We start from the raw sequence: 14,602 nt of genomic DNA on the forward strand, positions 1-14,602 counted from the left end.
GATCTTACTCCTCGTCCGCAGTTTCTTCGTCACGGGGCCGGCGCGGGCCGCGATCGCCACGGTCACCGCGATCGCCACGGAAGCCGCCGCCATCGCGCTCACCACGGAAGCCACCGCCGCGGTCGTCGCGCTCACGGTCGCGATCGGCCTTGCGCATCATCGCCGACGGGCCTTCCTCGAGCTCGTCGACGCGGACGCTGAGGTAGCGGATCACGTCTTCGCTGATCCGCTCCTGGCGCTCGATCTCGGCGATCGCCGCGGACGGCGCGTCGATGTTGAGCAGCACGAAGTGGGCCTTGCGGTTCTTGTTCATGCGGTAGGTGAGGGAGCGAACGCCCCAATTCTCGGACTTCGTGACCTTACCGCCGAGACCTTCGACGATACCGGTCATCTGAGCCGTCAGTTCTTCCACCTGCTGGGTGCTCGCGTCCTGACGCGCGAGGAATACATGCTCGTAAAGCGGCATGGCTGTCCTTTCCAAGTTGGCGCAAATCCCGGCGTCAAGCCCTTCGAGACCTTGTGGAAAGGACTCGCAGACGTCAGCTCAGAAGGCGGGAACACGGGACGACGGGCCGACTGGCCCTGCCACATCAAAGTCGCCTGGACAGCTTGGAGAGGTTAAATCCCCAAGGTTGAGCAAGGTGATTTGCTGGGACCGTCCGTTCAGCTCCCGGCTCGGGATCCACGGATGGCGCGCCTTATACCGATTTTCGGGGCCAAGGCAAGGGAAAGTGGTCGAATTGCGCCCGTCACGTGCTTGACATCACAGGGCCGGCCAGTGTCTTTCCGGCCAAAGTTACTCAATTCCAGGGATTTTGGAACGTTCAGGGGGCGGCCATGACGGCAGCATTCACTTTTCCGGGGCAGGGGTCCCAGGCCGTCGGCATGGGCAAGGCGCTCGCCGACTCCTTCCCGGTGGCTCGTTCGGTGTTCGAGGAGGTCGATGCCGCCCTCGGTGAGAAGCTGACGACCATCATTTGGGAAGGTCCGGCCGAGACCCTGCAGCTGACCGAAAATGCCCAACCCGCTCTGATGGCGGTCTCGATGGCAACCTTGCGGGTGCTGGAAACCGAGGCCGGATTCTCGGTTGGACGCGACGCCGCCTTTGTCGCAGGTCACTCATTGGGCGAATACTCGGCGCTGGCCGCCGCCGGCAGCCTGACGATTGCGGATACTGCCCGCCTGCTGCGCACCCGTGGGCTTGCCATGCAGAAGGCCGTTCCGGTGGGCGTCGGCGCCATGGCCGCGCTGCTCGGGATGGATTATGAGGCGGCTGTTGCGGTCGCCGAAGAGGCGGCCCAGGGCGAGGTCTGCCAGGCCGCCAACGACAATGGCGGCGGCCAGGTGGTGGTGTCCGGCAACAAGGCCGCCGTCGATCGCGCCGTCGAGATCGCCCGCGCCAAGGGCGCGAAGCGCGCCATGCTGCTGCCGGTCTCCGCGCCGTTCCACTGCAAGCTGATGCAGCCGGCGGCGGACGTCATGGCGGAGGCGCTGTCCAAGGTCACGATCAAGGCTCCGGCCTCGCCCCTGGTCTCGAACGTACTCGCGGCGCCGATCAGCGATCCCAACGAGATTCGCCGTCGCCTGGTCGAGCAGGTCACGGGTACGGTGCGCTGGCGCGAATCGATCGCATATATGGCGGGCCAGGACGTGACACGGTTCTTCGAGATCGGCGCCGGCAAGGTGCTCAGCGGCCTGGTCAAGCGGATCGCGGATGGTGCGGTCGGCGTCGCCGTCGGCGGCCCGTCGGATATCGTGGCCGCGAAGGATGCGCTGGCCGCGGCGAAAACGTCGTAAGTGGCCGCTTGGAAGCGGCATTGAGGAGAGTTGGATGTTCGATCTGAGTGGCAGGACCGCGCTGGTGACTGGCGCGACCGGCGGCATCGGCAACGCGATCGCGAAGGCCTTGCATGCCCAGGGGGCGACCGTTGCCGTTTCCGGCACCCGGCGCGAGGTGCTTGAGACCCTCGCCGGCGAGCTGGGCAGCCGTGTGCATGTGCTGCCTTGCAACCTGTCCGACGCGGCCGAGGTCGAGGCGCTGGTGCCGGCCGCCGAGCAGGCGATGGGGCAGGTCGACATTCTCATCGCCAACGCCGGCATCACCCGCGACAACCTGTTCGTGCAGCTCCGCGACGAGGATTGGGACGAGGTGATCAAGGTCAACCTGACCGCGACATTCCGTCTCTCGCGTGCCGCCACCAAGCTGATGATGCGCAAGCGCTTCGGCCGCATCATCGCGATCACCTCGATCGTCGGCGTCACCGGCAATCCGGGGCAGGGCAATTACACGGCGTCCAAGGCCGGCATCATCGGCATGATCAAGACGCTCGGCGCCGAATATGCCAAACGCGGCGTGACCGCCAACTGCATCGCACCCGGCTTCATCAAGACACCGATGACCGACGCTCTGAACGAGAAGCAGCGCGAGTCGATCCTCGCCAAGGTGCCGGCGGCGCGGTTGGGCACGCCGGAGGACATTGCTGCAGCTGCGGTGTACCTCGCCTCCAACGAGGCGGCGTATGTCACGGGGCAGACCATCCACGTCAATGGCGGCATGGCCATGATCTAGGCTCTGCCGTGGCTCGGAATGCGGCGAAAAGACGTCGCGACCACTATACCGGGCCGTGTGGTCAATGATTCGCGTGTATGGTAACCGGGCGGCTGATGGGGGCACGAAGAACGCCATTGCAGGATTTCCAAACCCTGTATATTGGCGGGGCGAGCTGCCATCGTTCGCCGGGCCTCCGTCGGCTGGTGCTGCTGATCCGGGTTCCTGTTTGAGCGCTCTGGATCGGAGGCGTACCGGCCGCATGGAGAGTGTGGATTGGAGTTTGTGAGTGGCCCCGTTTCCGAAGTTTTCGGACCGCAAGTCGTCCGCCAAATTTCGGTAAAGGGGCGCTGCGGGGCAAATCTGGTTTTGCGCGATCGCGAAGGAAGTTTAGCGGCCGGGGTGATGCGGATCATCCGGGGGTCGGGTCTTAAAGGAACAAGCACGAGGTTTGAACGATGAGTGAGATTGGCGAGCGGGTTAAGAAGATCGTGGTCGAACACCTTGGTGTCGAGCCCGAGAAAGTGGTCGACAACGCGAGCTTCATTGACGACCTCGGTGCTGACAGCCTCGATACGGTCGAGCTCGTCATGGCCTTCGAGGAAGAGTTCGGGTGCGAGATTCCGGACGACGCCGCGGAGACGATCCTGACCGTCGGCGACGCCACCAAGTTCCTCGAGAAGAACGCCAAGAGCTGACGCTCCGGCGAGAGTTGCGCGAAACCGGCCGATCCGTCTTGTGCGGTCGACCGGTTTCTTGCTGTTGGCGGCGTCGTGATGAGCCGTCATCTGGCGGCTGGCGATGGACGATTCGGACGCGCTGCCCGGCCAGAACGTGTTACTCGAACAATTGACCCGAGGTGCGGCGACGGCCGTCAGCCGATGCACAAGCGCTCAAGGTCGGGTCTGGAGAAACGAACATGAGGCGGGTTGTCGTCACTGGCCTTGGCATGGTTTCGCCGCTTGGCTGTGGTGTGGAAACGACCTGGCAGCGCATCCTTCAGGGCAAGAGCGGTGCGCGCTTGATCGAGTCGTTCGAGGTCTCCGATCTTCCCGCCAAGGTGGCCTGTCAGGTGCCGCGCGGCGATGGCTCCGACGGCACCTTCAATGCCGACCAGTGGATGGAGCCGAAGGACCAGCGCAAGGTCGACGATTTCATCATTTTCGCGATGGCTGCGGCGCGTCAGGCGCTCGATGACGCCAACTGGCATCCTGCGACGGAAGAGGACCGCTGTGCCACCGGCACGCTGATCGGGTCCGGCATCGGGGGCCTCTCGGGCATTGCCGACACTGCGATCCTCCTGAAGGAGCGCGGTCCGCGCAAAGTGTCGCCCTTCTTCATTCCCGGACGTCTGATCAATCTCGCCTCGGGCTATGTCTCGATCGAGCACGGGCTCAAGGGTCCCAATCATTCGGTCGTCACTGCGTGCTCGACCGGCGCGCATGCGATCGGCGACGCCAGCCGCCTGATCGCGCTCGGCGATGCCGATGTCATGGTCGCCGGCGGCACCGAATCGCCGATTTGCCGAATTGGCATGGCCGGGTTCTGCGCGGCGCGCGCGCTGTCGACCGGATTCAACGAGACGCCCGAGCGCGCGTCGCGCCCTTACGATAAGGACCGCGACGGCTTCGTGATGGGCGAGGGCGCCGGCGTGGTCGTGCTCGAGGAGTATGAGCACGCCAAGGCACGTGGCGCGCGGATCTACGCCGAGGTCTCCGGCTACGGACTCTCCGGAGATGCCTATCACATCACCTCGCCATCTCCGGACGGCGACGGCGGTTTTCGCAGCATGAGTGCGGCGCTGAAGCGCGCCGGTATCACGGCCGCCGACCTCGACTACATCAACGCGCACGGCACCTCGACTCAAGTCGGCGACGAGATCGAACTCGGCGCGGTCGAGCGCCTGCTTGGCAATGCCGCTTCGAAGATCTCGATGTCGTCGACCAAATCGTCGATCGGACATCTGCTCGGCGCGGCCGGCGCCGTCGAAGCCATCTTCAGCATTCTCGCGATTCGGGATAACATCGCCCCGCCGACGATCAATCTGGAGAACCCGTCGGTGGAAACCGCGATCGATCTCGTGCCGCATGCACCTCGCAAACGCGAGATCAACGTGGCACTGTCGAACTCGTTTGGTTTCGGCGGCACCAACGCGTCGGTGGTTTTACGGCGCGTGGTGACCTAGTGCGGAAGGACGGATGCCGCGCGGGCCGATTGTCGCTTGGTCACGCGGATATCCGACTGCAGCCACACTAGAACCCAAGACTTCGCGTGTCTTTCGCAGGTCGGCCTTCGGCGCCGATGCGGTAAGTGGATGCGCATGGCGGTGAGGCCCGGCGAAAACACCTTTTCGCCGTATTCGATGACGAGATGACGAATCGTTAAATGGGCGTGGACTTCAGGTCGCTTGCGTTGGGGAGCGCACGGCCACGACGAGAGCGACAGGACTGAAGGTTGCATCGATGAGTGAACGGCCGCCCATCTCGCCCCGCAGCCCGCGCGCAGCGCTGGAGCCGGAACGCGTGCCGCCGCCGCCGCGCCGCTCCGACCGCGCCCGCAATCCGTTCGTGGTTGTCGGCAACGCGATCATCACCTTGCTCATCCTGGCCATGCTCGGCGTGGGCGCGGCCTACTATTATGGACGGCAGATCCTGGAAGCGGCAGGACCGCTGCAGGAGGACAAGGTCGTCAACATCCCGCAGCGCGCGGGCAAACGCGATATTGCCGACGTGCTCGCGCGTGAAGGTGTGATCGACGTCAATCCGTGGATCTTCATCGGTGGAGTCTATGCCCTGAAGGCCAGTTCCGACCTCAAGCCGGGCGAGTATGCGTTCCAGAAGAATGCATCGTTGCGCGACGTGATCGGCGTCATCGTCGAAGGCAAGGTCGTGCAGCATTCGGTGACCGTGCCCGAGGGCCTGACGTCAGAGCAGATCGTGGCCCGCCTGTCCGAGAACGAGATCTTCACCGGCAGCGTCCGCGAGATTCCGCGCGAAGGCACGTTGTTGCCGGAGACCTACAAGTTTCCGCGCGGCACCAGCCGCGATCAGGTCGTGCAACGCATGCAGCAGGCGCAGAAGCGCGTGTTGGCCGAGATCTGGGAACGGCGTAGTCCGGATCTGCCGGTCAGGACGCCGGAGCAGCTGGTGACGCTGGCTTCGATCGTCGAGAAGGAGACCGGCAAGCCCGACGAGCGCAGCCGGGTGGCCGCAGTATTCGTCAACCGGCTGAAGCAGAGGATCAAGCTGCAGTCCGATCCGACCATCATCTATGGTCTGGTCGGCGGCAAGGGCACGCTGGGCCGTCCGATCAAGCGCAGCGAGATCACCCAGCCGTCGCCCTACAACACCTATGTGATCGAGGGCCTGCCGCCGGGACCGATCTCCAACCCCGGCCGCGCCTCGCTGGAGGCGACAGCCAATCCGGCGCGCACGCGCGATCTCTATTTCGTCGCCGACGGCACCGGCGGCCATGCTTTCACCGAAACCTACGACCTGCACCAGAAGAACGTCGCCAAGCTCAGGGCGATGGAGCGGCAGACCCAGAACGACACCGTCGAGCCCGACGAGGCGCCGCCTGCCGTCGCGGGTGGCGCGGCCGATCCGGCGGCCGGAGCGACCCCACGGGCGCCCGCAGCGGCAAAGAAGCCGCCGGCCAACCGCGCCACCGGCGGAGTTGCACCGGGGGCCGCACCTGGCAACGGCGCCCGTCAGGGGGCGGCGCAGCCGAGCCCGCCGGTCGTTCAGCAATAATTTCCCACGCATGTCGGCCGCGCAGAACCGGGCTTAACATTTGCCCAAAAGGCCGTAAGGTTCGCGCACTTTCGGCGGGGGTTGAGTCTGTCCCCGTTCCCAATGTGCCGGAGACATGGACGAAATGGCGCTGTCGAGCATGACCGGCTTTGCCCGTAGCCACGGGGCAAGCGGTCCCTACTCGTTCGAGTGGGAGTTGAAGTCGGTCAACGCCAAGGGATTGGACGTCCGGGTGCGATTGCCGCAGGGCTGGGACGAGGTCGAGGCCTTCGCCAAGAAGCGCGCGACGGAAGTCCTGTCGCGCGGCACGGTCTATGCGAATCTCACCGTCAAGCGCACCGAGACCGGGTCGACGGTGCGAATCAACGAGGACGTGCTGGCTGCGGTGGTGAAGATGGCGAGCTCGCTCGCCGGCAGGATTGACGCGGTCGCACCGAGCATTGACGGGCTGCTGTCGATCAAGGGCGTGATCGAGGTGGCCGAGCCGGAGAGTGACGAGGCCGAGGACAAGGCCGCCAAAGAGGCGGCGATTGCAGGCTTCGACACCGCTCTGAAACATCTCGTCGAGATGCGCCGGCGCGAGGGCGACACGCTCGGTCAGATCCTCAATCAGCGCGTCGACGAAATCGAGGCGTTGGCGAAAAGGGCGGAGGCGTCGCCGGGCCGCAAGCCCGAGGCGATCAAGGCGCGGCTGGCCGAACAGGTGGCAGCCCTGCTCGAAACCTCCGACCGCTTCGATCCCGATCGCCTGGCGCAGGAGGCGCTGCTGATCGCGGCCAAGGCCGACGTGCGCGAGGAACTCGATCGCATCGCCTCGCACATCGCGCAGGCGCGCGAGATGCTCGGCAAGGGCGGGCCCGTCGGCCGCCGGCTCGACTTCCTCGCCCAGGAATTCCATCGCGAGGTCAACACCACCTGCTCGAAGTCGAACGACATCGAGCTGACGAACATCGGCCTGGAGATGAAGACCGTGGTCGAGCAGTTTCGCGAACAGGTTCAGAATCTGGAGTGATCCATGGCGGCTCACGACGGAAGCTTCGATGGGGTCGAGCGGCGCGGGCTGATGTTCGTGCTGTCATCGCCTTCGGGGGCAGGCAAGACGACGCTGTCGCGCCTGCTGATCGAGCGCATGTCGGGCCTGCGGATGTCGGTCTCGGCGACGACGCGTCCGATGCGGCCTGGTGAGGTCGACGGCCGCGACTATCACTTCGTCGACCGGGCGCGCTTCGAGGACATGGCCAAGCGCAACGAGCTGCTCGAATGGGCCACCGTGTTCGACAATCGCTATGGCACGCCGCGCGCGCCGGTCGAAGCGGCGTTGTCGGCGGGCCAGGACGTGCTGTTCGACATCGACTGGCAGGGCACGCAGCAACTGCGCGAGAAGGCGCGGCAGGACGTCGTCAGCGTGTTCATCCTGCCGCCGTCCGCCGCCGATCTGGAGAAGCGTCTCCACACGCGCGCGCAGGACTCCAACGAGGTCATCCGCGGGCGCATGAGCCGCGCCAGCCACGAGATGAGCCACTGGGCGGAGTACGACTACATCGTCATCAACCGCAACGTGGACGATGCGTTCGCCGAGGTGCAGTCGATCCTCAAGGCCGAGCGCCTGAAGCGCGAGCGCCGGACCGGATTGACGACCTTCGTGCGCGAACTGCAGCGCCAGCTCGAGAGCTGAAACGCCTTCCGTCTACGCCCGCCGGCCGAGGCGCGCCAGGATGTCCTGGATGCCGTCGAGCTCATCATCCTGCTGAATGTTGCGCGGCCGCGGCCGCAGCGCCGGAGGCCGCGGAATGAAGTCGAGCGGCGGGGTCGCCGGATCCTCGAACGGCGTCGGCACGAACAGGGGACGCTGCTGCGACGGGCGCTGTGGCTGCTGCTGCGCCTGCGGTCTGTCGATAGGTAGCGCGGCGGGGATCGACGACCGCGATTCCAGGAGACTCATCAGTCGGGCCGCGGGATCATCATGCATGTGCACGACGTCCTGCTGAGCCTCGACGGAGAACTCCTCATGCTGCGGCTCTGCCTCCAGCTCGTCTTCGGGCAATGAAAAGCGCGACTGCAGAAGGTTGATCAGCGCCGCCGCAGGATCGTCGAGCTCATCGTCTTCGGCGGCAGGGGCTTCCGACATCATCGCGGGTCCGCCCACGGCGATGTCATCGTCAGGCTGAGGGGCCGGTTGTCGTGCCGCATGCGCGCGAAGCGTCTCGATCAGTGCGGCCGCTGGATCGGCTGGCGCCGTTGACGGCGCGCGCGGGGAGGCAGGCTGATCGGGCGTCCCGGGAACGGGCTGAGCGACGGGCTGGCCGCCACGCGGATGGTTCGTCAGATGTTGCGACGCCTGCGTGGTCCGGGGTGCAGCGTCCGCCTGCGTTGGCGGAGCCGTCTCAGCGAGGGCCGCTGCAGCCGGATCATCGCTAGCCTCGCCGGGTTGCGTGGCGTGCCGCTTGGCCGCGCGCGACACCAGCAGCGCGGCAATCACCTTGGCGGCGTCGATCGGAGCGCCGGCAGAGGGGGACGTGACATCGCTGCTTCGGGCCTTGCGCAGCGCCGACACGATTTCGCTGACGTCGACAGGGGCAGGTGGGGCGGCGGTCGCGGCAGCTTGCGCCGGTGGCGGGGCGGCTGGCGGCATTGCTGCGGCTGCCTGGATGCGGGTGGGATTCGCTGGTTCAACCCGCTGCGCCGCCGGCCAGGGCTCGGCGGGCGCGGTCGGTGCCGCATAGGTCGGCGAGCGCGGCGAGGCGGCTGCAGCGGCGGCGCTCGCCTGGGCTGCTGCAATCTTGGCGGCAGCGGCCTGCGCGGCGGCCATCTGGGCAGCCGTCAGTTGTGCCTGCGCCGGAGCAGCAGGCGATGCGGCAGTTGCGGCAACCGGCGATGGCGGCGCGTTGGTCGCAGCGATCTGTGCCCCGGAAGGCTCGGCCCGGCGCACTGCTGCGCGATCCACCAACTCATCGACCGCCTGCCATACTGCGTCGGTGGATTGTGATCGTTGCATCTCCGCAGCCGCGTCCCGGTCGCGTCGGCGTGCGGCCACGGCCGGGTGATCCTGATGCTGGGGAGACGGCGCCGGTCGCTGCGCACGGGGGTCGATCTGGTCCGTTGAAGCGGACAGCCGCGCGCTGGCGAGGTCGAGCGCCGAAGCCGGCTGGGAGCCGCGGCCGCCGCCTGGATGGGATGGTGCCGCCGGCATGCTGCCGCGGCTCGCACGCATCCCGCCCTGCGGCGCCTTGGACCGTGGTTTGATGCGACTGCGGCGCATCCGTACTGCGTCCGCGTGCCAGCTGCCGTTGCGCCGTTGCCGCCGCCCCATCCGGCTGAGCCGATAGAGCGCGCTGGCCAGCAGTCCTGAAATCGCGAGTGCGCCGATGACCACGAGCATGAGCACGTGGATGGGCGCTTCGGGCTTGCTCGGCTTGGGTGCGATGATCGGCCCGTCGGCAGTCGGCGCCGCATTCGCGTCCGGCTCCGCATTGCCGTCGTCGGCCATTGCCGGTGGTGGCGCATCGGCCGCGATCGGGTCCGCCTGTTGCGGCGGGGCAGAGGGCCAGGGCGAGCTATCGAGGCTGCGCGGCAGGCTGGTGTCCGATGCCGTCAGCGTCGTCGGCGTGGCGAGATTCTGCGGCTTCGGCGTGCCCCGCACGGCGAGATCGGCACGCAGCCGCGGCTGCGGCGCTTCGGCGAGGGCGTCGCTGGTGCGAGCGACTGGGCCATCGGTGCGTCTCGGCGTCAGTTTGGGTGGAGCGGGCTGGGCGAAGTCCCAGGGAGTCGGCTGCTGCGCGGCCCGCATCGGTGCCGCGGCGTCACGGGTATTGCCGTTGGCGTCTTTCAGATACCAGCAACGCCGATTGGTGCCACGATCGAAACGATAGTACCAGCGTTGCGCGTCAGACTTCTCTCCCGTCGGCTCGGTCAGACATTCCTCCGCCGCCAACACGACGCGCGGCAGCACGAGCACGACGGTGCCGGCGATTCCGGCTGCAATGGCAAACGCAACTCCTGCCGTTCGGCTTGCCATTGAAGACTCCGGATACGCTTACGCAACGGCGCGTTCTCGGAGAGAAGTTGGGTGGCAATGAGCCGCAATTCCGGATTAATTCTGTCGCGATCCTTTCGTGCCCGAGTGCGGCTTTTTTCCCACAAAAGGATCCGCATCCCGCCTCGATTTTGGCCGCGCTAGCGCGCCAAATCGGTCACATCCGTGAAGATGGACCTGACTTTTCACCCTCAGGGATCCGAGGCGCGGCGCCGACAACCTCTACGTTTGTGGACAAATGATTGGCCACGGCGGCAGCGGTGCAGCACCGCCGCCGCGTGCGATGTCGCAACGGACGAGGGATCAGTTCGTCAGCACCACACGTCCGACCACATGGCCGGCGCGCAGTGCATCGATCCACTTCTGTACGTCAGCCATCGGCTCCTCGCGCATCGGCGGCGGCTTGATCTTGCCGGCGCGCGCGAGCGCCATCAACTCGTGCGCCTCAGTCAGCGTGCCGACCATGAAGCCCTCGATGGTCATGCGCTTGTACACCCATTGAACCATCGGCAGGGTGAACTGGCCGCCCATCAGTCCGGAGACGACGATCTTGCCGCCGCGTGCAACGACGGACACCGCAAAGGCCATCGACTTCTCGTTGCCGGCGAAGTCGACGACCTCGTCGAAGCCGCCCTCGGTCTCCTTGAGGATGCGCTTGATCACATCCGGCTCGGCCGGATCGTAGGCCGTCGCGGCGCCATTCTTCAGCGCGGTCTCGCGCGCGGCCGCCGAGAGGTCGGCCACCGAGATCGGTTGCTTGAACATCGCCTGCGCGAACGACAGGCCCATCATGCCGACGCCGCCGAGTCCGATCAGCAGCAGATTGCGCTGGCGCGGCCGATCCACGAGGCGCTTGAGCGCGCCATAGGCCGTTACGCCGGAGCACATCAGCGTCGCGGCCTGATTGACCGGCAGCGGATCGTATTCCAGCAGATACTTCGCATCCGGCACCAGCACGTGGGTGGCGAAGCCGCCGTCAATCGAGACGCCGAGGAAGCGCTGCTTGGCGCACAAATTCTCGTCGCCATTGGCGCAGTCGCGGCATTGGCCGCAGCCGATCCACGGAAACACTGCGCGGCGCGCGCCGATCAGTTCCTTCGGCACGTCGGGTCCGACCTCATCGACGACGCCGGCAATCTCGTGTCCGAGCGTGAAGGGGAGGGTCATGCCGCGCGTGGTGTCCAGGCGCTTGCCGCCGCCGAGATCGGCATAGCCGTCCTGGATATGCAGGTCGGAGTGGCACAGGCCGCAGCGCTCGATGCGAACCAGAACTTCCCGGCCTTGCGGCTTCGGCGTCTCGACGATGGTTTCGCACAGCGGTGCGTCGAACTTGACGAGCGACTGACGGCGCATCAACGCCATGATGAAACTCCCTGAAATGCTTGTTGATTAAGACTTGTTCGCGTCGCGACTATTGGTCAATTCGCGGGCCATGGCAACAAAGCCCGACACCGGAATGGTCTCGGCGCGGCGGGTGGGATCGACGCCTGCGGCGGCTGCGAGCCGCGCGGGATCCGCCGGCAGCGACTTCAGGCTCTGCCGCAGCATCTTGCGGCGCTGGCCGAAGGCGGCGGCGGCGACCTGCTCGAGCGCGCGGCGGTCGCAGGGTTCGGGCGACGGGCGCGGCACCAGCCGCACCACGGACGACGTGACCTTCGGCGGCGGCACGAAGGCGGACGGCGAGATGTCGAACAGGATCTTGGTCTCGCAGCGCCAGTTGGCGAGCACGCCAAGCCGGCCATAGGCGTCCTCGTTCTCGCGCGCGACGATGCGCTCGGCGACCTCGCGCTGAAACATCAGCACCATCATGTCGTACCAGGGCGGCCACGGCTCTGCGGAAAGCCAGCCGATCAGGAGGTGCGTCGCGATGTTGTAGGGCAGGTTGGCGACGATCTTCGCCTTGGTGCTGCCGAGGTAGGGCCGGACGTCGAAGGTGCGGGCGTCGGTGCAGACGATTTCGAGCCGCCCCGGATAGCGCGCGGCGATCGCCTGCAGCGCCGGGATCGCGCGCTCGTCGTGCTCGACCGCGATCACGTGGCGCGCGCCGAGCGCGAGCAGCGCCCGCGTCAGGCCTCCCGGACCGGGGCCGATCTCCACCACGGTGGCGTCCTCCAGCGGGCCGGCGGCGCGCGCGATCCGGGCGGTGAGATTGAGATCGAGCAGGAAGTTCTGGCCGAGTGCCTTGCGAGCCGACAGCTGATGATCGCGAATGACCTCGCGCAGCGGCGGGAGGTCGTCGATCGCGCTCATGACGACTGGCTGGCCATGCGCGCCGCGAGCTCGAGCGCCGCGATCAGGCTCGCCGGATTGGCGGTGCCCTTGCCGGCAATGTCGAACGCCGTGCCGTGGTCGGGCGAGGTGCGGATGAAGGGCAGGCCGAGCGTCACGTTGACGCCCTCGTCGAACGCCAGCGTCTTGATCGGGATCAGTGCCTGATCGTGGTACATGCAGATGGCGCAGTCATAGGTCTTGCGCGCGGCTTCATGAAACATCGTGTCTGCCGGCAGCGGTCCCTGCACGTCGAGGCCGGCATTGCGCAAGGTTGCGATCGCGGGCGCGATGATCGTGTCCTCTTCGGTGCCGAGCGTGCCGTCCTCGCCCGCATGCGGATTGAGGCCCGACATCGCAATGCGCGGCCGCGATACGCCGAAATAGCGGCGCAGGCTCGCCGCGACGATTCGCGTCGTCGACGTGATCAGCGGGCTCGTCAGCTGGTCGATCGCATCGCGCAACGCGACGTGGATCGTCACAGGCACCACGGCGAGAACAGGCGACCACAGCATCATGACCGGCTGTGGCGTGGCTCCGCCATCCGCGGCGAGCTCGGCGAGAAATTCGGTATGGCCGGGATGCGAGAAGCCGGCACGGTAGAGCACGGCCTTGGCGATCGGGTTGGTCACGACGGCGCTCGCGCGTCCGGCCCTCACGTCGGCCACGGCCTCCCGGATCGAGCCGATGGCCGCCTCGGCACTCGTCGTGTCCGGGCGGCCCGGCAGGGCCGTCACGGCGTGCCCGGTGGGGACCACGGGCAGCGCGGTCGCAAACGCCTGCGCCGCTTGTTCGGGACGAACCTCGTCCACGGTGACGGGGAGGTCGAGCAGCTTGGCGCGCTGAGCCAGGAAGGCAGGATCACCGCGCACGTAGAAGGCGGGGAGTCCGAGCTCGGCGCGGCGCAGCCACGCCTGCAGGGTGATGTCGGGGCCGATGCCTGCCGGTTCCCCCAGGGTCAGCGCGAGCGGCTTCGTCATCAGCGATATTCGATCATCGCCGCCTTGCGGACTTCCTGCAGATAGGCCTTGGAGGTGGCCTCGTATTTCTTGGTGTACATCTGCTCCTTGATCTCGCGCTTCTTCGGCGTGTCGATCGTGGTCGGAGTCCGCGAGCAGAGCGCCACCATCTGAATGCCCTGCCGCGTCGCTTCCGGCGGTGTCAGGTGGCCGATCGGTGTGTCATCGAGCAGCTTGCGCAGATTCGGCGGAATGTCGGCGGACGTCTTGACGACGATTTCCTTGATGACCGCGTTCGCCGTCGTCTTGAAGATGTTGTTGGCTTCGGCGCAGGTCTGCACCCGTGAGCGCAGCGCCTCCGCCTCCTTGTGACGTGCTTCCATCAAGCCCTGGTTCGAGGAGTTCGACACGATCAGCACGATCGGCTGCATCTTGTACTCGAACGCCTGGCCCTGCTGATCGCCGTCGCCGCCGGCGGCGGCGACAGCCGCGGCGACGTCCTTGTCGGAGACGAGCAGGCGCTCCTTGTAGCGGCCGCGCACCAGGCTGCTCCAGACGATCTCGGCCTTGATGCGGGCCTTCAGCGTCTCCGGCCGCACGCCCTGGCTCTCCAGCGATTTGGTCAACTGTTCCGGGTTGAGTCTCATGCGAGAGCCCATGCCAGCAAACGATTGGTCGACGTCGGAGGCGGTCGGCTCGACGCCGAACTTCTTGCCTTCCTTGATTTTCACCTTGTCGTCGATCAGCTCGTCGATGATCTCCTGGCGGGACTGATGCTTGCGCGTGCTCAGGAAGTTCAGCTTGGTGCGCTGCTCGATGTCATAGTCGGTGATGGGATCGCCATTGACCATGACGACGATGCTCTGGGCGCGAGCCGACATCGTTCCGATGCCGCAGGCGAGTGCGGCAAGAGTGCAGATGGCCAGGGCCCGAAGGCGAGGAGAGAACGCGATCGTCATGACCAAGCTTCGCTGTCGCTATTGATCCAACTGGAAGCCGCGCCACGGCTCCCGACGAGGGACTTTCGAACCCCACGGAGCGG

General features: G+C 66.4%; 13 protein-coding genes. 7 read left to right on the top strand and 6 right to left on the bottom strand.

What is annotated here, in order from left to right; all coding sequences use genetic code 11:
* Positions 1–4: 4 nt before the first annotated feature.
* Positions 5–466 carry a 30S ribosomal protein S6 gene (gene rpsF / locus QX073_RS04740; RefSeq protein WP_315712423.1) on the bottom strand — a complete coding sequence of 154 codons (462 nt, stop codon included), beginning with the start codon at positions 464–466 and terminating at the stop codon, positions 5–7.
* Positions 467–837: 371 nt separating this feature from the next.
* On the opposite strand from rpsF, the gene fabD reads away from it, so the two are divergent.
* The 7 genes from fabD (at position 838) to gmk (ending at position 7,975) form a co-directional block, all read left to right on the top strand.
* Positions 838–1,797 (top strand): ACP S-malonyltransferase, encoded by a 960-nt coding sequence (gene fabD, locus QX073_RS04745; RefSeq protein WP_316225393.1) that lies wholly within the window; start codon positions 838–840, stop codon positions 1,795–1,797.
* Between the two features lie 34 nt (positions 1,798–1,831).
* Positions 1,832–2,569, top strand: coding sequence for a 3-oxoacyl-[acyl-carrier-protein] reductase (gene fabG / locus QX073_RS04750; RefSeq protein ID WP_316170410.1), 738 nt, complete (start codon positions 1,832–1,834; stop codon positions 2,567–2,569).
* Positions 2,570–3,006: 437 nt separating this feature from the next.
* Positions 3,007–3,246, top strand: a complete 240-nt coding sequence (locus tag QX073_RS04755) for an acyl carrier protein (RefSeq protein WP_006610957.1) — start codon at positions 3,007–3,009, stop codon at positions 3,244–3,246.
* A gap of 221 nt (positions 3,247–3,467) precedes the next feature.
* Entirely contained in the window at positions 3,468–4,733 is a 1,266-nt protein-coding gene (gene fabF / locus QX073_RS04760) for a beta-ketoacyl-ACP synthase II (protein WP_315712404.1), read from the top strand.
* A gap of 277 nt (positions 4,734–5,010) precedes the next feature.
* A complete protein-coding gene (gene mltG / locus QX073_RS04765; RefSeq protein ID WP_315767262.1) occupies positions 5,011–6,300 on the top strand; it encodes an endolytic transglycosylase MltG in 1,290 nt (429 codons plus the stop codon).
* Between the two features lie 124 nt (positions 6,301–6,424).
* Positions 6,425–7,312 (top strand): YicC/YloC family endoribonuclease, encoded by an 888-nt coding sequence (locus tag QX073_RS04770; RefSeq protein ID WP_315712651.1) that lies wholly within the window; start codon positions 6,425–6,427, stop codon positions 7,310–7,312.
* 3 nt (positions 7,313–7,315) lie between these two features.
* Entirely contained in the window at positions 7,316–7,975 is a 660-nt protein-coding gene (gmk, locus tag QX073_RS04775; RefSeq protein ID WP_316170412.1) for a guanylate kinase, read from the top strand.
* 12 nt (positions 7,976–7,987) lie between these two features.
* Here the strand turns inward: gmk and QX073_RS04780 are convergent, their stop codons facing one another.
* From QX073_RS04780 to QX073_RS04800, 5 genes are all read right to left on the bottom strand, one after another.
* Positions 7,988–10,255: a hypothetical protein gene (locus tag QX073_RS04780; protein WP_316225394.1), complete on the bottom strand. Its 2,268-nt coding sequence runs from the start codon at positions 10,253–10,255 to the stop codon at positions 7,988–7,990.
* 381 nt (positions 10,256–10,636) lie between these two features.
* Positions 10,637–11,695 (bottom strand): alcohol dehydrogenase, encoded by a 1,059-nt coding sequence (locus QX073_RS04785; protein ID WP_315712400.1) that lies wholly within the window; start codon positions 11,693–11,695, stop codon positions 10,637–10,639.
* 27 nt (positions 11,696–11,722) lie between these two features.
* A complete protein-coding gene (rsmA, locus tag QX073_RS04790) occupies positions 11,723–12,583 on the bottom strand; it encodes a 16S rRNA (adenine(1518)-N(6)/adenine(1519)-N(6))-dimethyltransferase RsmA (protein WP_315712399.1) in 861 nt (286 codons plus the stop codon).
* Positions 12,580–13,581 carry a 4-hydroxythreonine-4-phosphate dehydrogenase PdxA gene (pdxA, locus tag QX073_RS04795; RefSeq protein ID WP_316225395.1) on the bottom strand — a complete coding sequence of 334 codons (1,002 nt, stop codon included), beginning with the start codon at positions 13,579–13,581 and terminating at the stop codon, positions 12,580–12,582. The genes rsmA and pdxA overlap by 4 nt, the downstream gene beginning before the upstream one ends.
* Positions 13,581–14,519 (bottom strand): SurA N-terminal domain-containing protein, encoded by a 939-nt coding sequence (locus QX073_RS04800; RefSeq protein ID WP_315712396.1) that lies wholly within the window; start codon positions 14,517–14,519, stop codon positions 13,581–13,583. Before QX073_RS04800 ends, pdxA begins: the two co-directional genes overlap by 1 nt.
* Positions 14,520–14,602: the final 83 nt, after the last annotated feature.

This window comes from Bradyrhizobium sp. SZCCHNS3052 (assembly GCF_032484495.1).
GTDB lineage: Bacteria > Pseudomonadota > Alphaproteobacteria > Rhizobiales > Xanthobacteraceae > Bradyrhizobium.

What these genes read in the sequence shown, in the direction of transcription:
- fabD (WP_316225393.1), top strand. Translation starts at nt 838, where the DNA reads ATGACGGCAGCATTCACTTTTCCGGGGCAGGGGTCCCAGGCCGTCGGC.
- QX073_RS04755 (WP_006610957.1), top strand. Translation starts at nt 3,007, where the DNA reads ATGAGTGAGATTGGCGAGCGGGTTAAGAAGATCGTGGTCGAACACCTT.
- QX073_RS04785 (WP_315712400.1), bottom strand. Translation starts at nt 11,695, where the DNA reads ATGGCGTTGATGCGCCGTCAGTCGCTCGTCAAGTTCGACGCACCGCTG.
- rpsF (WP_315712423.1), bottom strand. Translation starts at nt 466, where the DNA reads ATGCCGCTTTACGAGCATGTATTCCTCGCGCGTCAGGACGCGAGCACC.
- rsmA (WP_315712399.1), bottom strand. Translation starts at nt 12,583, where the DNA reads ATGAGCGCGATCGACGACCTCCCGCCGCTGCGCGAGGTCATTCGCGAT.
- QX073_RS04800 (WP_315712396.1), bottom strand. Translation starts at nt 14,519, where the DNA reads ATGACGATCGCGTTCTCTCCTCGCCTTCGGGCCCTGGCCATCTGCACT.
- mltG (WP_315767262.1), top strand. Translation starts at nt 5,011, where the DNA reads ATGAGTGAACGGCCGCCCATCTCGCCCCGCAGCCCGCGCGCAGCGCTG.
- fabF (WP_315712404.1), top strand. Translation starts at nt 3,468, where the DNA reads ATGAGGCGGGTTGTCGTCACTGGCCTTGGCATGGTTTCGCCGCTTGGC.
- fabG (WP_316170410.1), top strand. Translation starts at nt 1,832, where the DNA reads ATGTTCGATCTGAGTGGCAGGACCGCGCTGGTGACTGGCGCGACCGGC.
- pdxA (WP_316225395.1), bottom strand. Translation starts at nt 13,581, where the DNA reads ATGACGAAGCCGCTCGCGCTGACCCTGGGGGAACCGGCAGGCATCGGC.
- gmk (WP_316170412.1), top strand. Translation starts at nt 7,316, where the DNA reads ATGGCGGCTCACGACGGAAGCTTCGATGGGGTCGAGCGGCGCGGGCTG.
- QX073_RS04770 (WP_315712651.1), top strand. Translation starts at nt 6,425, where the DNA reads ATGGCGCTGTCGAGCATGACCGGCTTTGCCCGTAGCCACGGGGCAAGC.